Source organism: Bacillus sp. FAU18, from assembly GCF_056033885.1.
Window position 1 is genome coordinate 1108679 of the sequence record NZ_JBVYHZ010000004.1, and the last position, 22342, is coordinate 1131020.

The following is a 22342-nucleotide window of genomic DNA, read 5'->3' on the forward strand; positions in this document are numbered from 1 at the left end:
CCTGTGCCAAGTCGTTTCCGTTATAAATCCATTACAATTCGATTTCAATATCAGCCTTAAAGCCCTTTCCTTCACTTGTTTCAATCCGAAGGCGCCCATCTAAAGCCCTGACTCTCTCCTTAATGCCAGAAAGCCCCATGCTCATAGAATGCTCAGTATTTTTATCTTGATCAAACCCTACGCCATCGTCCTCATAATGAAGAACGATTTTGTTTTGAATACTGATGAGCATAATCAGCACATCCGTCGCCTGAGAGTGCTTAACCGCATTAGACAGAAACTCTTGAATGATCCGGTACAAATTCAGCTGCGAATCCAGATCAAGGGAAGCCGTAAATCTCCCAGTATTTAAACGGATATGAAACGGAACCCGCTCCTGCTGCTGCGCCACCAGCTTCGACAGCGCCTTCACCAATCCAAGATCATACAGAAGCTGCGGCCGCAGCTCATGACACGTCTCCCTCGTCATCGAAATCACATCAGACATCTGCTCATTCATCTGTACAAGCTTGTCCTGCACCTCTTCACGGCACGGATTATCACCCTTCTTAAAATCACCCAAAAACAGCTCACACTGGCGTTTTAAGGAGATCAAATCCTGAAGAACCGAATCGTGGAGATCGCGGGCGAGTCCTGAACGCTGTTTTTCTTCGATTGCAAACATTAGCTTTTTCAGCCAGATGGGGTTGGTTCCCTCTTGTTTTAAGTCCTTTAAATGTTCCATGAGTTCCTCAATATGCATGACATTTTCCATGGACACACTTGTATAGAAAGACAGTGTTTTCAACCATGATATCTCATCCCGTGTTAGCCGAGGAGTGTTAATATTAGATAAACAAAGCAGAACATAAGAACTACCGCCTCGTTCACCAACTTTCATAAGAAAGCCTTGATTGACTTCTATAATTTTCCCAATTTCTGAAGTTACGTTTTCAAATTCCTCTTGATAAAAATTCCAGTCCGGTCCAACTTCATGCTTATCTAAAAATATCACTTTGTGATCAGGAGTAACCTCAAAGGTATAAGCTTTGCTTACAAGCAAAACATCCAGTATAGTATTTTTCAGTTCTTTAAAAACTTGTTGAAGAGAAGTTACACCCCTCATTAGCTGAGTATATTTAAAAATACTGTCCTGATAGTTGAATTTTTCGGAGAAACGTTTTAACCGAAATTTAAAATCCATGACCTCTTTAAAATAAAAGACAGCGAACATGACAACGAAAAAAAATACAGTTTGACGCACAGGGTTCATCTGGATGTCCATTACATCAAACAGAACTAATGCACCAACTATTAGAAGAGTTGGTATCATGGCAAGTAGAGCATAGTATCTCATTCTTCCTAAGATAAACTCTATATCAAACATCTTATTGGCTACAAATTGGTATACTAACCCGAACGGAATTAGTACTAGTAATGACGCCGAAGCTAATGCCGGGAAAATATAATTACCTGTAAATATTATTGGAAGAACAAAAAATATCAAAAAAGGCGCAAATGAAAGAGTGTTTGTTAAAATTAGTAATTTAAGAATAAACGAATGCTCAGCATATTTATATTTATTAAGATGTAAGTATATCGCTGAAAAAGAAAATAGAGTCAAAGTTGCAAAAGAAACCAAATTAAGAGTTGCTAAAAAATCAATATCTACTTGTAAATAGTCTTGAAAAAACTCAATACCAAGATTAAATATTGGTATGATATAAAGAAAAGAAATTCTATTCAAAAAAGTTTTACCTATTTCTCCAAGGTATCTTTGTATAAATTGAAGATAAAGAATAGGAGAAGATATAAAAGTAAACAAGTTAATATACCGATTGATTATATGTCCTCTAAATGGTCCGCCTGCACTTATATATGCTATCGAAATGTCTAATAACAATAGAATAAGAATATAGGCAGCAAATGATCTCCTTTTTTTATTTACTTTAAGTATATAAAAAATACATATTATGCTTAAAAAATAAAAAACCAAAGGAAGTACGAACAGAAAAAAACTATAAGGTCTATTTAGAGTAACTAAATCAAAATCTTTGAGATGAATCTTTTTTCCACTTCTCAAAATATCCAGACTGTTAATATGACTCAAATATCCCCATTTCAAATGTTTGTCTGAAGGTTTTTCTTTATTAATTTTTAATATGATGTCTCCCTGTCTCAGACCAACAAATTGTCCATATGAAGATTCCGATATTTCTTCTATCATAAATTGACTTTTATCATTTTTATGAATCTTAGTCCCAATAATAATTCCATTCATACTGATATAAGTTGTATAGCTTATATAAAGGATACTCAAAACAATTACAGCTATTGTGAATTTTTTTATTAAGTTCTTCAATATTAATCCACCTATTAATCACCCCATTGACGGGTTATTGGATCAGCCAGATAATAATCATTATAAGCTTTAATTATTGTTTCAGTTTCTTGCACATCAAAACCTATAAGGCAGGCTTCTTTATTTTTCAATTTTTTTAAAGCCTCAGGATAATTTAGAAAGTAGTTAATTAGGTCTTGCATCTTGTATCCCCCTTTGTATAACTTAATAAGCATTCCTTTATTAGCTCTTTTTTTTCTTTATCTAAATTTAATTGTTCTATAGCAGAAATACATTTCTGTTTATATATTTCCAATAATACCGAAATGTATTGAGTAACTCCCGCTTTAATTAATTTTTCTTGGAATTTCTCTTTATCAAGTAACGATTTATAATATAAGTCTTTATGTGAAATTAAGTATAATAAATCTTCCGAAGCATCATTAAAAAGGCGCTTAAGATATAAGTAAATCAGTGTATGTTTGTTTTTTTCAATATCACTGCGATTTCCGGATAAAAGAACATAATAGTCTCCAGAAATTTGAGCTATAATCCCTTTATAGTAGGAATATCTTTCAACTGTTTCATTATATTCTCCTGTAGCCAATAAAACACCTGCTACATTTGCTAGTGCAATCAGACTTCCACATTTTAATCTAATTACTTCTAAACTTTCATCTTCTGTTTTAGATTTATTAGTGATATCGTCATGTTGACCTTGCATGGCCTCGTTTACGTATTTTAAAACATATTTAAAAATTAGAGGATTGTTATTTAATGAATAAATACTCGTTAATCCTACTGTATACAAGGAAAGTGCTGCATTTAACGACTCCGAGCGATTAATTTTCATCCATAATGCATGGTGATTATCTTCATCTTCAAGATCATCCATAATATCTGATGAAAGAATAAGAATTTCTATTCCCGCGCCAAGCCTTGTTGCAACATCTAAATTCTCCCCTCCAAAAACAACATAATGTAAGATTGTGGATTCAGCAAAGAAGAATGTTTCTTTAGAATCAATAAATGAGTAAAGAAGTTGTGACAAATCCTCGTTAAATATGTTTTGCTCCACAATCTCCTTCATTTTCTCCTTGATCCGGACAGAATCTAAACATATCTGCTCAATAACGACTTCCCCCCTCCCATTCCATTTTACTAAATGGGACATTTAAAGGACAGCAGGTTTTTCGTTTTTTAACAATCATATAATACTTTATCCATTTATTGTATCGGTAGAACGAAAAAAAAGACTTGTTTCCAAGTCTTTTTCACGAAATTTTCATTGCATAATTGTATTTATCGAGTTGATCAATGCTTTTGTTAATGTTTCGTAATGAATCTGTCGTTTCTTTAATATCAAGTTCGAGTCGGAATAACAATTGTTTTACTTCTTCAAGTTTCTTTTCCATCGTTTCCACACTCCTTTTTTTGAAAGATCAATGAATTGTGTATGGTGAACGAGTCCTAGGTATTTGATCTGTTACTAATAGTGTATCTGCTTTCGGCTCATTTTTCACCGAAAAGTATACAAAAAAGTCCTGCGTGACACCGCAAATCTCAATAGGTCCTTATACTCAAAGGAATCACAACAAGAACGGGACTATCTCTCTATGCGAAAGAGCGTTTATTTCTGCTCAAATTGAGAAATATTCTTAATTCCCTTGATTTTAACGTGTTTCGCATTTTCACTAAGCAAGACTATAGTCCTTCATACCGTATTTTCAAAATTGAATATGCGATTCTTGGCGTTTCCTGACCGACAAACACCGAAAAAGACCGCAACGCTAAAGTTGTGGCCTTTTCGCTTTGTCATATTCGGCAATTAGGGATCTATACATATAGAAACATCCCTTTTGTGTGAGGTGCTCCCATGAGATATCGTTATCCCTGGTTTTACGTGTATCCGTATGAGGTACGCCGTCCGCCCGCTCCTGCCAACAATATTGATACCTTTATCCGTTCAGCGAAGCAGGCCGCGGGGATATTTGCGGATGCCCAGCTCGTTCTCGGCCGCATTGCGGGCTCGCGGGAGCTCTCGCGCCGCATTCTGACCGCAGCCGAGCAGTCCGATAAACAAACCATCAAGCGCCTGATCAAACAAATGGGCGTCCGGCATGAAGTGGATACGGTCTTTAATCCCGACGGCATCTATATCAGTCTTATCGGAACGCAAAGCCGAATGATTCTTGCTTTGCGGTGGTCAGAGGACCGCAATCATTTTGCGTCCATAAGATTATGACACCATTCCAGAGCCTCAAGATAACATTCATACGCTTCATCTTTGTCGAGTTGATTGCCCAATTCCGAGCAAGTGTCCCAGTTGTTGCTTTCAATTAATTTCACAAGCTCAAGCATTTGGTAGTAGTCGTTTTGATGGCCTAATAATGCTTGCCCGACTTCATCTTTTAAAGGCAACTCTTGAACAATTTCCTCTATTTCTCTATGCAGGAGGGTGTCTATGAGAGAAAACATTCCGATCAGCATATAAGAAGCAGGCTGCGGCCGGGATGTCTTTCTCGCCAGCAGTTCGCAAAGCTTTGCTCTTATCAAAGAAATCTTAATGATTTCGTGCTTGCTGGAATGCCCTTTCCTGCTTAAATCCTTAAAGGAAAGAATATATATCCACCGTTTGATTTCATTAAATCCCAGCAGCATAATGGCCTGTTGAATGCTTTCAATTTTCTGGCTCAAACGGCTGTGGGATGAGTTTAAAAATTTTAAAATTTGATAGGACAGTGATAAATCCCGCTCTATGTACTCTGTCACACGCTTTATGTTAGGCTGCTCTTTGCTCAGTTCGTTAAGCAGTTCATAGTAAGAATAGAAATGAGTCGATAGGTCATGCCCGCTGATGATGCGCGGCTCGCTGAAAAAGTAGCCTTGGAATAATTGAAAGCCGTCTTGGACCGCCTGTTTATATTCTTTTCGGGTCTCTACTTTTTCCGCTAAAAAAATCAGGCCGCGACAGCCGTAGGTTTGCAAAATTGTTCTGCGTTCCATTCGTGTTGTTTTGAGAAAATCAATTTTCAATATATCAATATAGCTCATGAGTTTTTCCAGTAAGTCCTCATCTTGCGGGTTTATTGCATAAAAATCATCAAGCGCCAGCATATACCCCATTTTTTTCAATTCTTTGCATCTAGAAATGAGGGCCGGCGTGATCGGTATATCTTCAAGGATTTCAATGACAAGCTGTTTCGGATTGAAGGAGGTGGGAAGATTCGAAAACATCAGGCTTTCCGTAAAATTAACAAAACAGCGTTTCCCTTCCGTCAGCTTCTCAATTCCGATGTTTAAAAAGCTGTTGATCACCAAATCTGTTGTTGCCTGATCGCCGTCTTTAGCGCTATACACGTTCTCTTCGCTTTCTCTATACAGCAGTTCATAAGCAACAACCTGTTCTTTTCTATTAAAAATAGGCTGTCTTGCAACAAACACCCTCATTGATTTATCCCCCTTACAATACGCGCGGCTTTCACCCCTAAGTATATCAAATAATTTGACGAAAATTGTCTAAACATGAAAAATAATATATACATAAAGAAAACTGGCCCTTCGCGAACGAAAGGCCAGTTTTTCTTTATTCTTCCTCAAGCTCTTCTTCAATTCTGCTTTTCACTTCGTGGATCCGCTGCATTTTATTGCTCCAGCAGTCCTCGCTTAAATCAACCGGGTATTCCTCCGGCTTGCTGATTCTCTTATATTCCTCCCAAAGCAGGCTGAGGTTATCCTGCACATACTGCTGTATGTCTGAAATCTCAGGGTTTTGGTAGCAAAGAATACCCTTCTCAAAAATCAGCTCATGAAGATCCTTCGCATAAAAATTCGTGACAAATTTGCTGATGAATGTATGAACCGGGTGAAACATTCTGAGCCGCTTCTGATCATTCACCTGCTCATCATAAAGCGCAATATAGTCGCCTTCAGAATGATGGTTGGACTGATTAATAATGCGGTAGACTTTCTTTCTGCCCGGCGTCGTCACTTTTTCAGGATTGGACGAAATTTTGATCGTGTCGACCATTTTCCCGTCTTCTTCAATGGCAACGAGTTTATAAACTGCGCCGAGAGCCGGCTGGTCATAGGCAGTGATCAGCTTCGTACCGACACCCCAGACATCAATGCGCGCTCCCTGAGCCTTTAAATTCATAATAGTGTGCTCATCCAAATCGCTTGAAGCAATCACCTTCGCGTCTGTAAATCCTGCTTCATCAAGCATTTTCCGGGCTTTTTTTGACAGGTACGCCAAATCGCCGCTGTCCAGACGGATGCCAATGAAATTAATGCGGTCGCCGAATTCCTTGGCAACCCTAATCGCGTTAGGCATGCCTGAACGAAGCGTGTCATACGTGTCAACTAAGAAGACGCAGTCCTTATGTGTTTCCGCGTATTTTTTGAAAGCTGTATATTCATCGCGGTAAGCCTGCACAAGCGCATGCGCATGTGTGCCGGAAACCGGGATATTAAAGCGCTTTCCGGCTCTTACATTGCTTGTCGCGCTAAAGCCGCCGATTAAGGCTGCTCTCGCTCCCCACATGGCCGCATCCATTTCGTGCGCCCGTCTTGTTCCGAATTCAAGCGCAACTTCATCACCGATGACGCCTTTAATCCGGGCAGCCTTTGTTGCGATTAATGTTTGATAGTTCACAATGTTGAGCAAAGCCGTTTCAATCAGCTGCGCTTCTACCAGGGGTGCCTCCACCCTCATAATCGGCTCATTGTTAAAAACGAGTTCTCCTTCTTTCATGGAGTAAAGTGAACCTGTAAAAGATAAGCCGCGCAAATATTCAATAAAATCTTCATGATACCCGAGTTCATCCTGTAAATAACTCAAATCGCTATCCGTAAACTTGAAATTTTCCAAGTATTCAATGGCTTTTTCCAAGCCCGCAAATACGGCATAGCCATTTTCAAACGGAAGCCTTCTGAAAAACAGCTCAAAAATCGCTTTCTTTTCATGAATGCCGTCTCTCCAGTACGTTTCCGCCATATTGATCTGATAAAGGTCTGTATGTAATGACAGGCTGTCATCTTTAAATCCGTACTCTAACACTGTTTTTCCCCTTCCTTACTCTGCCACTTGCGCTCCGATGCTGTTTGCAAAATGGGAAAGAGCCCATGCGTGCCCCTCCTGATTAAAGCTGGCAACAGCTTGTTTATGCACAACAATCCGAAAACCTTTGTTGTATGCGTCAACAGCTGTATGCAACACACAAATATCTGTGCAGACACCGGCAAGATGCAGTTCGCCAATCTGCCGCTCTCTGAGTTTGAGCTCTAAATCAGTTCCCGCAAAAGCAGAATATCTCGTTTTTTCCATGTAGTAAACATTAGGTTCATGTTCATGTTTCTGATATAGAGGCAAAAGCTTTCCGTACAGATCTTTTCCTTCCGTGCCTTTTATATTATGCGGAGGAAAAAGACGGGTTTCAGGGTGATATTGATCCCCTTCATCATGAGAATCTACTGCTAATACGACGTAATCACCGTTTGTGATGAATTCTTCAGTTAAATTGACGATCGCCTCTTCAATCATTCTGCCGGGCTCCCCGCAGGTCAATTTTCCGTCACTCGCCACAAAATCATTCGTATAATCAATACAAATAAGTGCTTTTTTCATAGCCGGCCTCCCCGCCATCAGTATGAGAACATTATATCTTATCTCCAGTTGTAAGTGAATTGCCATGAACAAAAAGACAAACGGTCCGTTTGTCTCTTAAGATTTCAGCACTGACCGATTATAAATGTCGTCCTGAATATATATCAATTCACGATTCACAGCGATGTCAGCCGCAATGACGAGGCCTAAAGGCGTATGAAACTGAAGATCAGATACAATCTTGAAGGGCACTCCGTACCGGTTCGCCATTTGGATATAAGGAGAGTAAGACTGGTACTGAAGCTTTCCATTAATCAAAAGGGTGACGTTATGGCTGTTTTTCAGCTCGTGCTCCACCTCTTTATACGGTTTGCTTCTAAGCACCTGTCCCTTCGTCAGTGCCAAAACGACTCTTTCTCTTAAAGAACCTAAAAACAAATGGCGCTCGTCAGGCTTTGTCTCCAAAGGCCCATACATTCCTTGCTGCAAATAGAGATCCATTTTATCTTCACTCAAAAGCCTGTCCTCCCGTCTTGTTTGTCTTCATTATCACCTGATCAGGCAGGAGCTAAACTTTCAAGCGCCGCTTACATTTCTGTTACCCAATGAATGATTTTTTTGGCCAGCTCACCAGCAGGGGTTTCCTCTGTATGCCGGCGCAACGACGCTTCCAGCCGTTCAGGCAGAGTTGCTTTATCTTCTTCATAGGAAATGATCGTGCTCCACTCCAGCTGCGGTACCGCTACAAGCGTGCGCAGTTCTTTTCTGTTTTCATGCAGATACACGTCCGTGATCATTCCGGTTTGCGTATTGATATTTGCTTTTCTGATTTTCATAACATGACCTCTCTATTTAAAGACTACCCATATTATACAATAAAAAAGCAACAGCCTCTTGTGAAAAGGCTGTTACCCGTTAAACGAAACTGTTTCATCAGTGATATCGGCATCTTTGAAGAGAGTTTTACTCGTTTGGTTGTTAATCTTCACAAAATCACCAAGCTGAAATGCGCCTGACCCCGCCCCTGAATGAGCGACGCTTTTGGGCGAAATCGCAAATACGTCTCCAAAGCTTGCCGCGGCATTACCCGTAACTGACATGATATAAATCGGCCCCACAATTGCAGGCATTTCCCCACCTCCGCATTGATTTACAGCATCATATGCAAAGAGCCGCTAATGGTGCCCGCCTATTCAGCTGGCTTTGCGTTTTCCTCGAGTCGTGACCGCTGGCGCAGCTTGATCAAGCGGACAATATTCAGGAAGAACGCCTTCACTACCGCATAAACCGGCACCGCTAAAATCATGCCGAGAATTCCGCCGAAGCTTCCCGCTCCGATTAACAGCAAAATAATCGTAAGCGGATGGGTATTCAGCCGCTTTCCGATCACAAGAGGAGACAGCAGGTTTCCGTCCAGCTGCTGAACGATGACGACCACAATAATCGCAAACAGCGCTTTGGCCGGCGAGTCCATAAAACCGACAATGACAGCCGGTGCGGCACCGAGAAAAGGCCCGACATAGGGAATGATATTGGTAATCGCCATGACAATCCCGAGAATCAGGGCATACGGCAGTCCGGCAATTAAATAGCCGATAAAACACGCTGTCCCGACAAAAAGACAGATTAACAGCTGACCCTGGAAGTATGCCGCAAGCGTATCGGATAAATCTTTAAAAATCTTTAAGCCTTCTGTCCGATAAGAAGCCGGAAGAATTTTTACTGCCAAATGCGGAAAGCGGTGTCCGTCTTTCAGCATGTAAAAAAGGATAAATGGAACAGTAATAATAACAAGCGTGATGTTTGTCACGACGCCAAACACCGCAGATAAACTGGACGTGATATTTTGCGGCAGGTTTTGGAGAAAACTTGTCAATGACTGTTCAATTTTTGATATCGATACATAATCCTGGTTCATCATCCAGGTAAACCATTGAGAATGGGACAAATCCTTTGTCAGCGCCTGAATCTGTTTTATATAATCAGGAAGGTTGTTAAACAGCCCTGTCACCTGTGAGGTGATGATAGGTCCGACTGACGCTGAAATAAAGGCAAGCAAACCGATAAACAGTAAATAGATCAATAGAATGGATAATGTCCGCGGAATTTTTTTCTCAAGCAGGCGGACAACCGGATTAAATATGAAATACAAAATTCCCGCAATCAGCATCGGGAAAAACAATGTCGAGATAAAAACAATAAACGGCTGAAATACAAATGAAACTTTTGTTGCTACATAAATAATCAGCAAAACAAATAAAATCTGCAATGTCCAAAAATGGACTTTTGATTTCAACAAGCTTTGTTCCTCCTAGTTTTTCTTTGTCTGTCAGATAAAAGAACTTATACCCCATCATTGTAACAAAAATGAACTCATATCAGAACTCTTAATATAATGAAAGGAGTGTTGGTGATGAAGGCCGTGACATACGATACAGATTCAGAACTGGCTTATATCTATGTTCATCCTCCGGAAAAGAACAGGAATATGCGGTCTGAGGAGCTTAAGGTCAATGATTGTATCCTGCTGGATATCGACCAAGACGGCAAAATTGCCGGATTCGAATGTTTTGGTAAGGCAGCACACCTCTGTGCCCCATTTACCGGGAAATCCCGGCTTTATGTAAAAGATTCAGACGGTTATCATTTTCGTGTCCGACAGCATGCTTCAATCCGTTCCTGCTATACAGTGTACGGCGTCACTTTCTGTTTTTCAGATGGTAACTATCAGGAATTTGCCGGTTTTGACCTTGACGGAACAATGTATCATAGTACATTTTTACAGCGCTTAACTGAAAAATAGGACGTCCTGTTGTACGCCTATTTTTCATGCGCAAGCACTGTTAGACCCGCTCACTGTAATCTGGGGTGACGGAAATCATGTGCTGGATTCTGATCAAACAAACAGAATTTCGGGCTCCTTCAATTGTGATATGGTCAGGTTTTACATCGATCAGTCTGCCTCTGACCGTATCTCGTACTGTCTGTATAACGAACCTTGAGCCGATGAGCTTTTTAATGGTCTGATAGACATAAGGATCGACTAAAGAGACCAGTTGCGGACTACCTTGGTTGACCATACTTTTATCCCCTTTGTGTGTTTTATCTCAGCTTATGCCGCGCTTATGGATAATGACACAGGCTTACCTGATAAAACAAAGGGGTGCGGAGATTTTAGGAGAATACGTTTGGAAGCGGGTGTAAAGGAAGTATCGATGAAGCGGAGACAGCGAAGAAAGCTGGCGCTGTTCCGTACTTATACAGGCTTTATCACGGATGCCTGGGCTTGGTCGATTAATTGGTCCAGCTTTTCTATTTTTTTTCGTGCGGTTGAAGGATCAATTTGGCGGTAATGATGGTGGCCGCCCGGCTCTTCATCCAGTTCGTCCGCTTTTTTGACAATCTGCTGCAGCGTGTTTTTATCTAATTCGCCTTCAGGCAAATAGGAATCTGTATGAAGCAAAATAGCTAGTGCAATCTCTTTTGCCGCTTTCGGTTCCTCGCCAAGCCGAATCAGAAGCTTATGCGCCCGTTCCGCCCCTTTAATGGCATGAATGTCATTTCTTTTATATTTCTCATAATCCCACTTTCCGTCTGTATACCATTCATAATGGCCGATGTCATGAAGCAGTGCCGCTTTTGCTGCTAAATCAGGATTAATGTCAGCCTTCACAGACAGCCTGTATGCATGATAAGCGCAGGCAATCGCATGTGCCACGCCGGAACGCTGAAGATATTTTTGTGCAATTGGATGGGTGAAAACATCCATTAATGTAACCTTTCTCATGGAAACCCCTCCTTTAGATATTTTTAGAATCCTAACATAATTTGCAGAGAAACTCAATTCTTATGTCACATCATTTTGATCTTCTTATCATCATTGTTATACCCTAAAAGCAGCGTTTCAGTCAGTATATGCGGCTGTTCAATAAAATGCGCTGGCTGTAGCCTTTTGTATAAAAAAAGAGCAGAAAATATCTGCTCTACAAAAACTCTTTAATATCATAAATGCGGCCGTTTTCCGTCCCTTTTTCTAGTAAAGAAAGCAGCGTGCCGGCAATAAAGTCCGGACTGCGAAGGCTTCCTGTTTCATTTAATTTCCGGAATCGTTCAATGTGGTGGAAATCCTTTTTCGATGAAGAACGGATGACGGCCTGCATCTCAGTGTCCATCACTCCAGGTGAGAACGAAATCATGTTCACCGGCAGCTCTTCATCCTCCTGTTCAAATCCGAATGTCCTCGTAAACATGTCGAGCCCGGCTTTTGAACTGCAATACGCGCTCCATCCCTTATATGGATTTTTGGCGGCTCCTGAAGTAATGTTGACAACCGTCTTTTTGCCGCTGTATGAAGCAAACCGTTTTGTAAACAGCTGACTCAAAAGCACGGGCGCAGTCAGGTTCAGCTGATAATGGCGCTGAAGCTCGTCAAGAGACGCTTCGCCGGCACGTTTGATCGGCGTTACCATTCCGGCGTTATTAATAAGGGTAATACCAGAATAACGATCTGGATCGATGGATGAGAGCAATGTTTCAAATTGCTGTTCAGCTTCTTCAAGATTGATGAGGTCTATTTGATGCTGCGTTAGTTTTTTGTGAGAGACATCCGTTTTCGTTCTGGATAAGGCGTGGACTTCATGCCCCTTTTCTAAAGCCTGTAATGCAATGGCTTGACCCAGCCCTTTTGACGCTCCGGTGATGATATAAAGTTCCATTGGAAACCTCCTTTTCCGTTATTATTGTACGGCACCGCTTTTACACAACACAAGCACGCGGCCTACGCCTTCTTGTTTTCCTGCGCTGTGACTTTTGGGATGAGGAACACGATGCCTGCAATTCCGAGCAGGATCAGTACGACATAGATCATCGGCAGCAGCAATGATGATGTTTCTTGTTCATCTTCTGTTTCCGTTGATGATGTCTTTGTCATTGGTTTTTCAGCAAAAGTAATTCCAAGCTGTTTCGACTGGGCCGCAATCGTGTTGGAATCCTCGGCATTTGTTGATGTAAACAAATCTTTTATCAGCTCGGCGTCCTTGTCCTTCGGTTTATCAAAAGTGATATCCTTCTGTTCCTCAGGCAGTTCTGTTTTTTCTTCATAGTAGGTATCTTCATGTAAATAATTCGTATCGATTTCGATGTCTTTTTTCTCATACTGGTTTGGCGCGACATCTGTATTTTCTTCAGTTTGGGCAGCAGCTGCAGAGGGTATGAAAAGGGAAAAGGAGAGCATACAAATCATGATCCCCTTTTCCATGCTGCGATTACGCTTCATACGTTTCATCGCTTTCTGCTGTGTGTTCAGCCATCAGCCGGATAATCAGCGGCAGAGCCGCGGCAATCACCGTAATGATCAGCAGAACTGTTATTCCCATTGTAAACAAGTGCCCAGTACCGTACTGGATGTCGATATATACTTTCGAAACCGGATCTTCAAATGTAAAGTTCGGCATGATCAAATCAATAAGCGGTGCGACATAGAATAGAATCATTGCCGCTGAAGCAACCCAGCCAGGGATTGATCCGAATCTGAATGCCGTCCGGATGAAGGCAGAGCTTGCGACCAGCAATAGAATCGTAAACACCGACCACTTAATCGTCTGATCGTCCGGCAGTGAATAAATATTCAAACCGAACAAGCTGATCATAAGTCCGACAAGGATATTCAGAATTCCGAATAAAGCTCCTTTGACGAGAAGCGGTGCATTTTGGTAATACGAGCTGAAATAGCCGATTAACAGACTGCTGATCAACACAATGACAAGGATGACAACCGGAGGTACCGTCTGAATTTTTTCTTCCGGAACCTCTCCGCTGATTTTAAGCGGATTCGCCAAGTAATCATATACATAGCCATTGTTTTGCCCATCTACTAATGTGTTTCCGAGTATGCCGTATACGTCATTGCGCACGAGTTTCGTGGAAGCGACATTTTTCCCCCAGTTGTTGTTTAAGGTGTCGGCTTTCGCTTGAACATCATTGACGCTTTGCTGCATGTTGGTTGTGTAATCAATGATGCCTGACTGGCGATCAGACAATGAACCCATCATGTCTGACATTTGCAGCACTTCCTGGCCGACTGTATCTTGGACACTCAGTGCCATGGTGCCAGACAGCCCATCGTTGCTGAACGTCGCAGATTCCTGCGTTGCGCCCGTTACAAGCTGTTCTGTCGCTTTTGCGGCACTTTCAGAGATTTTCGTCAGTTCGTCGAGAACACCTGCTTGAGAGTCACGGATAAATCCGCTGTAGTCGTCCGCAAATTTGGTCATTCCGTCGATGAAGCTGTTAATGTCTTCATCAGTTTGCATCGTGTTGTTCTTGAGAGCTTCCCAGCTGGCTGATTCTTCAGGTGAGAGAGCCAGGACTGATTTGACGTTGCCCTGCTGGCCGTCAATAGCGCCGGCTTTTGCAGCACTGTCAATCGTACCGGATAATACAGAATCATAAACAGATAGATATTTATAGTATCTCATTAAAGCGGAGATGCTTTCTGTATTGATTTCTCCTGAAAACTGAAGCTGATCTTTATTTTCAAGCTCGCGAATCGCACTGTAAATCCCTTCAAACTCCCGCTTCCGTTTCGCTTCGAGTCTTTTGAGATTATCATCGAGTGTTTTCACTTGGTCTTTGAGATCATCTATTTCATCATTTAGACCGTCCATTTGCTCTTTCAATTCTTGAAGCTTCTTCTTCAGTGCTTCATTATGTGTATTTTCTTTTTCCTTCAGCTCTTCTTCGATTTGCTTAATTCGCTCTGACGCTTTGCTGAGCTGTTCTTTTGCTTTGGCGATATCAGAAATGTCATCGTTTCCTGGTTGATCTTGGTCTCCAGGCTCCGTCGTATCTCCGCCGCTCCCGGTATCTCCTGAATCTCCGGTTCCGCCTTCATTTGCCAGCTTGATAAATTGAAGGGCTGAATCAGAAGATGCAGTCTGTTCGGCAGATGTGCCCGTTTCGGTTTGTCCGCTGTCGGACGCACCGTCAGATCCATCGCCGTTCTGCTCCTGACCGTCTGTTCCCTTCTGCTGGTCTTGATCCTGAGTACTGCCGTCCGTTTGTCCGTCATTACCGGTATCACTGCTGTTATTGTCGTTCCCTGTGTCGCCCTGTGTATCATCGGGATTTGTACTGCCCCCGTCATCAGGTTTTTCTGGATTATCAGTGGACGGATCGTCTGGTTCAGTACCCGGGTCCTCCGGTGTTGGGTCCTCTTTTTCAGGCTCCTTCAGATTGTCTGAAATATCCTGAATATCAGCAGCGATATTTTTCAGTTCTTCACGCTGTTTTTCAAGATCAATTTTGAGTTCTTCAGGATCATCTTCTTTAGGGTCTTTATCTTTATCATTGTTGTCAGAGCCATCGTCTATGACTGGGTCGTCCCCTTTCTCAACAGTTAGCGCCGGACGCGTCAAAACAAGCAGTTCATACACCTGATTTAGTGCAGCCTGCCTTGATGCGACCTGGTATTGGTTAATTAAATCGCTTTGTATCTTCGCCATACCAAGTTCCTGCTGAGGCACTTGACTCTCCCTAATTTGCTGGGCGTTTGCCAGCACATTACTGGTTTGTCCGAGCTGTGTCTTCGCTTGGCTGATCCCAGTTGCCAATCCGCTCATGCGTTCGCTGAACTGATTCGCCTTTTGCTGTGCCTGGATGGCATCCAGACCTGTCCGGATTTGCTGCTGTGTTGAATCTTGGGCTGCCAAAAGCAGCTTTTTCTGATTTTCTTGATATTCTTTGTATCTTTCAACTGTATCAATGAATTCTTTCAGCGTGTTTTTGGCTTCCTCCGCTGTAGAAGCTTTTTCTTTTGTCGTGCCTTGCGCTTCATTCATTGATTTCTTCAGCTCATCGATTAAGTCTTTTTGCTGTTTGATTTCACCTGCTAAATCATTAGAGCTTGGTTTGTAAAAGTTGTACATGACATTCTGGAATTCAGATTCTTTATTGACGATCTTGTCAAATTCTCCTCTGACATTGTCCACTTTTTGTGAAACAAAATTCCAGTATAAGGCCGACATTTTTTTGTTCATTGTCTTTTGGGCATCCTCAAGCTCACGCTGAACTTTTTCTTTGTTAACCGCATTCAGGTTATCTTGAATGCTGAATTCGAGCGTTGCTTTTTGAGGATGGTCTTTGTCATAGCTCAAAATGTTTTTTGAGAAGTCTGAGGGAATGTAGACGATCGCATCGTATTTCTTTGAAGCGAGACCGGTCTCGGCCGCGCTTCGGTTTACGACCGTCCACGAATAATCAGGACGTTCACCCAGAACGGCCGCTACTTCCTTGCCGAACTGGGCGGATTTGTCCTCTTCATCAGACTTTACCTCATCACTCAATACGCCTGTGTCTTCATTCACCACCGCGATTTGCCGGGTGGAATTGACTGCTTTTTTCGTTGGGTCGTCTCCGATAAATCGGAAAAACAACACCGGCAGCAGCAAAATGATGATGACGGCGGATATTAACTTGATCAAGCTTTTTCGTTGTTCTGTCATCTAGCACTCTCCCTTTCAGCAGAACATAAAGGAATTTGAACTTTTTGCTCCTTCCCGTTTTCCACAACATATCCGAAGCCCGGCTGAATCTCAGGCTCCTGTCTTTGGTACGGGAGAGGAATGACATTTTGCTCAGATTTTTTCATCAGCAGAATCGCGTGGCGGATTTGCTTCATCTCAGTCGTCAAGGAGTCATAGCCTTTTGAGAATTCGCTGTGATTTCCGCCCGGGATAAAGCTGAACCCAAGATGAGCGTATGATTTCATGAAGTTAGCGAGACGGTCTTGTATTCTCGTATCAATCGTCTGCTGGAATCTCGTTATCCCGTCAATCATCAGCACCACTTGTGAGAATCGCAGATTTTGCGCGTCTCCTTGGCGGACGGCTTCTACATACATGGCCTCTCTTGTTTTGAAAATGTCTTCTGCTGTTTCAATCCACTGCTCAATATCTTCTTTCGTTTCCAAATATGAAACATCTGATTCCTTCGCATAATGAGATAAGCCGCGGTCAATCGAGTCAAACAGGCCGATCATTTCAGTTTCATCATCAATCAGATGTTCGAGCATTACTTTTAAGACGTTTGTTTTCCCGCGCTGAGTCTGGCCTAAAATCAGGCAGTGCTTATGCTTGCCTAAATCAAAATAGACTGGGCTGACTGTTTCTTCATGAAGCCCGATCGGTACAGATAAAGGCTTGCGTTCCAGCTTGAAGCGGATAGAAAATTCTCTCGTCGACAAGCTCTCAGGCAGCATCGGAATCGGTGCCGGCTGCTCCATTGAAGCAAATCGCTCTTGAAGTTTCTGTACGTCTGATTTCAGCTCGTTGAACATGCCGATATCATCATCGGCGTCAACAGGCAGGAACATTTGCGCGAAATAAAGCTCTTCCTTTTGAATGATGACGCGTCCCGGAATCGGCTCAAGATTGAATTTCGGACGGCCGTAAATGGAATATCCTTCTGATTGATCCATGAGATAATGGACAACCTTTGTTTTCAAGTTATTTAACAATGACTGGCGGACAGCATTCACCCGCGTTGCTGTCAGCATAAAGTAGATACCCAAGCTTTGTCCGTCTCTGGAAAGCTGGACAAATTCCGATTCAAGCTCATGCATCTCATCCTTGACAATGTCAAAGTTGTCAATGGTGATAAAAATGAACGGAAGCTCTTCTTCGCTCAGCGCATTGTACATTTTGATGTGGCTGATTTCTTTTTCCCGGAACAAACGTTTACGGCGGTCAATTTCTTCTTTGATGCGAATCATGAACTTTTCAATTTTCCTTGACTGGTCCATCAGGAAGTAATCCGCGGTATGCGGGAGCTTCGCTAATGGCAGCAGCGTTCCGTTTCCGAAATCAAAGATATAGACATGAAGCTCTTCAGGTGTGTATACGTCCGCAAAGCTCATCAGGAACGTTGCGGCTGTAATCGATTTTCCGTAGCCCGAAGAGCCGAAGATGCCGATATTTCCATCTTCCATCATCTTATAAGCAATTGGCGCCTGTCTTTGCAGATCAGGTTCATCGACATACGCAAAGTGGAAATGGTCTTTTTCGTCTGAAGGGAAAAGAGTGCGCGGAATACGTTCCGCAAGCGGCGGCAGCCAAGGGCTTGGCAGCTTCTCGATTCCCATTTCATCTTGGATGCGTTCAATTTCGTCAACTACAGCTTCGATTTCGGTTTGAACGTCTTTTTTCGCGTTATCTTCGGTATCAACCTCAGAAAGCGGGATCAGACCCGTATCTGTAACAATCGCGATTTCATCCTCGGTACCGTAGACTTCCTCTAAGTAAGGCGCCCCGCTCCATGCAGATTGGAACAGCTCATACACTTCATTGTTTCCGACCTGCAAATAGCCGCGGCCTGTTACGGTAATGTTTGCGGCATCGCTGTTTTTCAAAATTTCTTTACTGTCGGTGGCATCCTGGACCTTGAGCGCTACTTTAAAGCGCGAGTTACTCCAGATCTGGTCGTCGATGATGCCGCCTGGCTTCTGTGTCGCCAAAATCAAATGAACGCCGAGGCTTCGTCCGATACGCGCGGCACTGACAAGCTCCCTGATAAAATCAGGCTCCTCGCTTTTCAGCTCGGCAAACTCATCAGAAATTAAGAACAAGTGAGGCATCGCCACTTCTGCTTTCCCCTGCTTGTACAGCTTTGTATAGTCATTGATGTGATTGACTTGATACTGGTCAAACAGGCGCTGCCTTTTTTTCAGCTCGCTTTTAATGGAAGCAAGCGCACGCATACTGAAGTTTTTGCTTCCTTCAATATTTGTGATCGTGCCGAGGAGGTGGGGAATGTTGCGGAACGGCTGCGCCATTCCTCCGCCTTTATAGTCAATTAATAAGAAAGCCGCTTCGTGCGGATGAAAATGCACGGCAAGTGACAAGATGTAAGTCTGGAGAAATTCACTTTTCCCTGATCCCGTTGTCCCCGCAAGCAAGCCGTGCGGACCGTGTGCTTTTTCGTGAAGGTTCAGATACACAATGTCATCTTTCCCTTTATAGCCGATCGGCACTGACAGCGACTTCGACGATTCACTTGTCAGCCACCTTTGCTGAATGTCGATTTCTTTTACTTCCTTTGCATGAAAAAGCTCCAGGAACGATACCGTTTCCGGAATGGAATTCGTAATGCCGACCTGGTGGTTCAGCGTCCGCAGCGTGCGTGAGAACCGTTCGTTGTCCTCACGCTGATGATGATCGAGACGGAACGGAATTCTTACCGCTTTTTTCTTTTGTATTAAAATGTCGCCTTCATGCTCATTGATGTAGCGGACAAGAGTTGTAATGTTTTCCGACAAGCTTTCCTTTGTTTCCGCTGCGACAATTGTCGAGATGCCCAGATGCTCATGCTGTCCTTCTAAATATTCGAGAATGACATGCTCAGAGATCAGCTGCTGATTCGTGATGACAAATACAAAATGCGGTTTGAACTGCAGTTTTTCTTTGTCATCTTCGAGATCACGCTCTCTGATCAATTCGTAAAGTGAAGACAGGAGCTGATCTCGCGTTTGCTCATTATAAATAAATCCTTTTGCATAAATATGGGGCATTTGAAATTGCGGAAGCCACTTCATCCACTCCCAGTCTTTATACTCTTCTTCATGAAAAATAAATACAAAACGCAAATCGTGATAGCTGTTAAAGAACGAAAGCTGTCCGATCAACTGGTGAATCTCATTTTTCACAATTTGCGATTTACCGACAAGCCCCATCGGACCTTCTGCCAAATCGACCGTCACCGGCGCATTGCGGATATCTTTATAGACGCGCTGCATGTGCTGCGATTTCTCCATGAGGTCATCGATATCACGATTCGCCAAGTCTCCGCCGCTCATATTGATTTCATAGCTTGAAGGGACTGTTCCCGTCCCAAGCCGCAGCTGGAGATAATCCTTGCTTTCAAGTGATTTTTCCCAGATCCGGTCACTGATTTCACTTGTTAAGTATTTCATTTGTTCAAATGAAGGAAAGTGAAATTCAAGAACCTGCTTTTGCTTTTCAGCAAGTGCCTGAAGCTCTTTCCGCTTATTGTCTAAGTAAAGCTTATATACACGCTCCCGTTTTTCCTCGCGTTTTTTCCGCTGGTTTTTATCCCGGAAATATTGCACTGTCGAGGTAATGAGAGTCATCATAAACATCGCCAAAGAAACGAGTATAAATATACCGCGCGGCTGGATGATGGCAACTACGCCCATCACGATCAGCATCACAAGCGGAGGCAGGATGACGAGCCACAGCCCTCTGTTGGTTTGATCGCTCTCCTGAGAGGGGAAACTGAAAGAAACGCGGTCATCCGGCAGATCGTATACCATCCGCGGCGTTCTTCTGTACTGCGGATATTTTTTCTGCATCTCTGTACTCGGTTTGACCGTTTCTGTTAACGCTGTTTCAAACTGGGCATAATGAACAATTTCTAAAAGGTCTTGTTCCGTCACCCTCATTTGCGTGAAGTTCCAGAATATTTCATCCCCCGGCTTGAGCGGCGTATTGGCGTTGATCTTCTCTCCGTTCAAGAAGATCGTTCCGCTTTCAGGGCGGACCGACCAGCTGCCGCCTGCACGAAGCAAAGAAAACGTGCTTTGTTCTGCAAATGCAAAATCTTGCGGATTCAGATAAATATCTGCATTCGTTTTTTCTGAGGAACATACAATTTCATCCCGATTTCCCGTAAAATAAACGGATTTCTCAGGTTCACTGCCCGTCAATATCAAGCGTATATCCTGCTGATCCGTTTGGAGAGTAAATGATATATCCGCCTCAATCGTGCCGAGACAATCATTTCCCAGGAAAACTTCGTATTGGCCGCCGGATTCCTTTCTTTTAAGAGAAATCACTCCGCTATTAAATGGAATGGAGCTGATCGTAACGGAATCCTTCACATCAGGCCCTATGGTCACCGGATGAGACGACGGGAGGTTAGAAAGATTTAATTTTTGAACGTTATTTTGGTAAAAAACCCATAATAGACTCAAATGGCGAACCCCCTTACGGCCGAATGGCAGCATGCGATGACCTGTGCTTCATGTCTCACGTTATTTGTCATCTTTTTTCTCATCTTTCTTTTCTGTTTCTTTTTTCTCGTCTTCTTTTTTCTTCTGTTCTTCTTTTTTCGCTTTTTCCTCGGCTGCGGCTTTTTCTTCTGCCGCTTTCTCTTCTGCTTGTTGTTTTTCTTCGTCTGTTTGTGTCTGTTCTTCGCTTGTATCGACTAACGATGTTTCAGAATTAGACTGTTTGTTGTCTTGACGTTCTTTTTGGGCTTTTTCAAGCTCACTATTTACTGAGTCAAGTTCTTTTTGTATGTCTTCATCATTTGTATCCTCAGATAAAAGCTGCTGTTTATATTTAGCTAGGGCAAAGTAAATATAATCATTGTATTCAAGCTTACGGCCGATACTGATCGCTTCTTTGTATTCTCCTCGACCATAATCAATCCAATACAAGAAATGCTGAGGGTCTGATTGAAGGGTGACTAAATTATTTTCTATATTTTTGGTTTTTGCACTCCCCAGGTTTTCGACCTCAACATAGGACGTCGCCAGCTGATACTGCACCGATTCAGGCAGGCTTTCCGCATCATACTTGGACAGTGTGCTGATGACTTCACTGTACTGCTTGTTTAAGAACGCACGGTTGCTGTCCACTATCGCCTGGTGCTTTGGCTGCGCGAAAAATAAGGCGTACATCGAATAAATAAGTGCCGGTACAAGCAAAACAATGAGCCCCAGGCCGATATATCGCTGGATGTTCCACTTCTTTCTCGGGATATGTATGTATGTTTTTGCTTTGGCTTCGAGCTCATCAATATGGGTTTGAATCAGCTCGAGCAAATCATCATAGGATTCCGCATCTAATATCGCCTTTGCCTCTGCGGAGAACGTCAGCGTTTCATTGAATTTCAGGTAGTCTTCAAACGCAAAAGCGCCGTCAACTGCCAAAGCCGCTGCCGCTTTCAGCTCCTGCCATACTCTTTCCTCATCACGCTCGTAAGGAGGAATGCTTTCTTTTACTCCATAATGGAGAAAATAAGGCGTAAGCCCTTTATCGAATACAATGTTTTCAGGAGCGACAATCAAATTCAGCCTCGACAGATTGTGCTGCTGTACGGCTTGAACAAGCTGATAGGCAAACTGCCATTTACTTTTTTTATCCTTAGCTTTCATGAAGCGGAATGCTTTATAGGAGGAGGGAGGTTGGATTGTGATGATTACTTCATCATCCGTCACATCGATTTCTTTATAAAAAAATGGATTTATATCTTTGATCACGTTAGCTTCAAGACCGTCGAGAAGCTTTATTTTTTCCCGTTGAAAGGTAAATGTATAGCCGGCATCTGTTTTCTCGGCAACAGCTTCTAATTGGTTTTCTAAATATGATTTTTGTTTACCTAACATTCAACCAGATCCT

General features: G+C 42.6%; 21 protein-coding genes. 3 read left to right on the forward strand and 18 right to left on the reverse strand.

What is annotated here, in order from left to right; all coding sequences use genetic code 11:
- Positions 1-31: 31 nt before the first annotated feature.
- The 4 genes from comP to degQ all read right to left on the reverse strand — a co-directional run bounded on the left by comP (position 32) and on the right by degQ (position 3735).
- On the reverse strand, positions 32-2341 hold the full coding sequence (comP, locus tag AC0OMU_RS16925; RefSeq protein WP_322839902.1) for a two-component system sensor histidine kinase ComP: 2310 nt from the start codon (positions 2339-2341) through the stop codon (positions 32-34).
- A gap of 14 nt (positions 2342-2355) precedes the next feature.
- Positions 2356-2523: a competence pheromone ComX gene (gene comX / locus AC0OMU_RS16930; RefSeq protein WP_003242801.1), complete on the reverse strand. Its 168-nt coding sequence runs from the start codon at positions 2521-2523 to the stop codon at positions 2356-2358.
- Positions 2511-3410 (reverse strand): ComX modifying isoprenyl transferase ComQ, encoded by a 900-nt coding sequence (gene comQ / locus AC0OMU_RS16935; RefSeq protein ID WP_474241351.1) that lies wholly within the window; start codon positions 3408-3410, stop codon positions 2511-2513. Before comQ ends, comX begins: the two co-directional genes overlap by 13 nt.
- Positions 3411-3594: 184 nt before the next feature.
- Entirely contained in the window at positions 3595-3735 is a 141-nt protein-coding gene (gene degQ, locus AC0OMU_RS16940) for a degradation enzyme regulation protein DegQ (protein ID WP_003220708.1), read from the reverse strand.
- A gap of 221 nt (positions 3736-3956) precedes the next feature.
- On the opposite strand from degQ, the gene AC0OMU_RS16945 reads away from it, so the two are divergent.
- Positions 3957-4082 carry a hypothetical protein gene (locus AC0OMU_RS16945; RefSeq protein ID WP_474241585.1) on the forward strand — a complete coding sequence of 42 codons (126 nt, stop codon included), beginning with the start codon at positions 3957-3959 and terminating at the stop codon, positions 4080-4082.
- 114 nt (positions 4083-4196) lie between these two features.
- Complete coding sequence (locus AC0OMU_RS16950; protein WP_017695529.1) at positions 4197-4565, forward strand: YuzC family spore coat inner layer protein; 369 nt, start codon at positions 4197-4199, stop codon at positions 4563-4565.
- On the opposite strand, the gene pdeH is transcribed toward AC0OMU_RS16950, so the two are convergent.
- The 7 genes from pdeH to AC0OMU_RS16985 all read right to left on the reverse strand — a co-directional run bounded on the left by pdeH (position 4541) and on the right by AC0OMU_RS16985 (position 10224).
- On the reverse strand, positions 4541-5770 hold the full coding sequence (pdeH, locus tag AC0OMU_RS16955) for a cyclic di-GMP phosphodiesterase (RefSeq protein ID WP_474222254.1): 1230 nt from the start codon (positions 5768-5770) through the stop codon (positions 4541-4543). The genes AC0OMU_RS16950 and pdeH overlap by 25 nt on opposite strands.
- Positions 5771-5906: 136 nt before the next feature.
- The gene (locus tag AC0OMU_RS16960) at positions 5907-7379 is read right to left on the reverse strand and encodes a nicotinate phosphoribosyltransferase (RefSeq protein WP_003228788.1); all 1473 of its coding nucleotides are present in this window, start codon (positions 7377-7379) and stop codon (positions 5907-5909) included.
- Positions 7380-7394: 15 nt separating this feature from the next.
- Positions 7395-7946, reverse strand: a complete 552-nt coding sequence (locus tag AC0OMU_RS16965) for a cysteine hydrolase family protein (RefSeq protein WP_014477836.1) — start codon at positions 7944-7946, stop codon at positions 7395-7397.
- Positions 7947-8042: 96 nt separating this feature from the next.
- Entirely contained in the window at positions 8043-8441 is a 399-nt protein-coding gene (locus tag AC0OMU_RS16970) for a YueI family protein (protein WP_309530125.1), read from the reverse strand.
- 71 nt (positions 8442-8512) lie between these two features.
- On the reverse strand, positions 8513-8761 hold the full coding sequence (locus tag AC0OMU_RS16975) for a YueH family protein (protein ID WP_003228783.1): 249 nt from the start codon (positions 8759-8761) through the stop codon (positions 8513-8515).
- A 72-nt stretch (positions 8762-8833) separates the two neighbouring features.
- Positions 8834-9055 carry a spore germination protein gene (locus tag AC0OMU_RS16980; RefSeq protein ID WP_015384524.1) on the reverse strand — a complete coding sequence of 74 codons (222 nt, stop codon included), beginning with the start codon at positions 9053-9055 and terminating at the stop codon, positions 8834-8836.
- A gap of 59 nt (positions 9056-9114) precedes the next feature.
- Entirely contained in the window at positions 9115-10224 is a 1110-nt protein-coding gene (locus tag AC0OMU_RS16985) for an AI-2E family transporter (RefSeq protein ID WP_015483636.1), read from the reverse strand.
- Between the two features lie 114 nt (positions 10225-10338).
- Between AC0OMU_RS16985 and AC0OMU_RS16990 the strand changes: the two genes are divergently transcribed.
- The gene (locus AC0OMU_RS16990; protein WP_015483637.1) at positions 10339-10728 is read left to right on the forward strand and encodes a DUF2283 domain-containing protein; all 390 of its coding nucleotides are present in this window, start codon (positions 10339-10341) and stop codon (positions 10726-10728) included.
- A gap of 40 nt (positions 10729-10768) precedes the next feature.
- Here the strand turns inward: AC0OMU_RS16990 and AC0OMU_RS16995 are convergent, their stop codons facing one another.
- The 7 genes from AC0OMU_RS16995 to essB all read right to left on the reverse strand — a co-directional run bounded on the left by AC0OMU_RS16995 (position 10769) and on the right by essB (position 22329).
- On the reverse strand, positions 10769-11005 hold the full coding sequence (locus AC0OMU_RS16995; protein ID WP_003220677.1) for a YuzF family protein: 237 nt from the start codon (positions 11003-11005) through the stop codon (positions 10769-10771).
- Positions 11006-11181: 176 nt separating this feature from the next.
- Positions 11182-11712 (reverse strand): HD domain-containing protein, encoded by a 531-nt coding sequence (locus tag AC0OMU_RS17000; protein WP_003244444.1) that lies wholly within the window; start codon positions 11710-11712, stop codon positions 11182-11184.
- A 196-nt stretch (positions 11713-11908) separates the two neighbouring features.
- The gene (locus AC0OMU_RS17005; protein ID WP_014477842.1) at positions 11909-12640 is read right to left on the reverse strand and encodes a (S)-benzoin forming benzil reductase; all 732 of its coding nucleotides are present in this window, start codon (positions 12638-12640) and stop codon (positions 11909-11911) included.
- Between the two features lie 62 nt (positions 12641-12702).
- Positions 12703-13158 carry a type VII secretion protein EssA gene (gene essA, locus AC0OMU_RS17010; RefSeq protein WP_010886603.1) on the reverse strand — a complete coding sequence of 152 codons (456 nt, stop codon included), beginning with the start codon at positions 13156-13158 and terminating at the stop codon, positions 12703-12705.
- Positions 13159-13189: 31 nt separating this feature from the next.
- A complete protein-coding gene (gene esaA / locus AC0OMU_RS17015) occupies positions 13190-16426 on the reverse strand; it encodes a type VII secretion protein EsaA (RefSeq protein ID WP_474241352.1) in 3237 nt (1078 codons plus the stop codon).
- The gene (gene essC / locus AC0OMU_RS17020; protein ID WP_474241353.1) at positions 16423-20910 is read right to left on the reverse strand and encodes a type VII secretion protein EssC; all 4488 of its coding nucleotides are present in this window, start codon (positions 20908-20910) and stop codon (positions 16423-16425) included. Before essC ends, esaA begins: the two co-directional genes overlap by 4 nt.
- Positions 20911-20970: 60 nt before the next feature.
- A complete protein-coding gene (gene essB, locus AC0OMU_RS17025; RefSeq protein ID WP_474241354.1) occupies positions 20971-22329 on the reverse strand; it encodes a type VII secretion protein EssB in 1359 nt (452 codons plus the stop codon).
- Positions 22330-22342: the final 13 nt, after the last annotated feature.

Excerpts from the sequence above, each read along its gene's own strand:
- essA (WP_010886603.1), bottom strand. The coding sequence starts at position 13,158 with ATGCTCTCCTTTTCCCTTTTCATACCCTCTGCAGCTGCTGCCCAAACT.
- pdeH (WP_474222254.1), bottom strand. The coding sequence starts at position 5,770 with ATGAGGGTGTTTGTTGCAAGACAGCCTATTTTTAATAGAAAAGAACAG.
- AC0OMU_RS17000 (WP_003244444.1), bottom strand. The coding sequence starts at position 11,712 with ATGAGAAAGGTTACATTAATGGATGTTTTCACCCATCCAATTGCACAA.
- AC0OMU_RS16965 (WP_014477836.1), bottom strand. The coding sequence starts at position 7,946 with ATGAAAAAAGCACTTATTTGTATTGATTATACGAATGATTTTGTGGCG.
- AC0OMU_RS17005 (WP_014477842.1), bottom strand. The coding sequence starts at position 12,640 with ATGGAACTTTATATCATCACCGGAGCGTCAAAAGGGCTGGGTCAAGCC.
- comX (WP_003242801.1), bottom strand. The coding sequence starts at position 2,523 with ATGCAAGACCTAATTAACTACTTTCTAAATTATCCTGAGGCTTTAAAA.
- degQ (WP_003220708.1), bottom strand. The coding sequence starts at position 3,735 with ATGGAAAAGAAACTTGAAGAAGTAAAACAATTGTTATTCCGACTCGAA.
- esaA (WP_474241352.1), bottom strand. The coding sequence starts at position 16,426 with ATGACAGAACAACGAAAAAGCTTGATCAAGTTAATATCCGCCGTCATC.
- comQ (WP_474241351.1), bottom strand. The coding sequence starts at position 3,410 with ATGAAGGAGATTGTGGAGCAAAACATATTTAACGAGGATTTGTCACAA.
- essB (WP_474241354.1), bottom strand. The coding sequence starts at position 22,329 with ATGTTAGGTAAACAAAAATCATATTTAGAAAACCAATTAGAAGCTGTT.
- AC0OMU_RS16995 (WP_003220677.1), bottom strand. The coding sequence starts at position 11,005 with ATGGTCAACCAAGGTAGTCCGCAACTGGTCTCTTTAGTCGATCCTTAT.
- AC0OMU_RS16990 (WP_015483637.1), top strand. The coding sequence starts at position 10,339 with ATGAAGGCCGTGACATACGATACAGATTCAGAACTGGCTTATATCTAT.
- AC0OMU_RS16980 (WP_015384524.1), bottom strand. The coding sequence starts at position 9,055 with ATGCCTGCAATTGTGGGGCCGATTTATATCATGTCAGTTACGGGTAAT.
- AC0OMU_RS16975 (WP_003228783.1), bottom strand. The coding sequence starts at position 8,761 with ATGAAAATCAGAAAAGCAAATATCAATACGCAAACCGGAATGATCACG.
- AC0OMU_RS16950 (WP_017695529.1), top strand. The coding sequence starts at position 4,197 with ATGAGATATCGTTATCCCTGGTTTTACGTGTATCCGTATGAGGTACGC.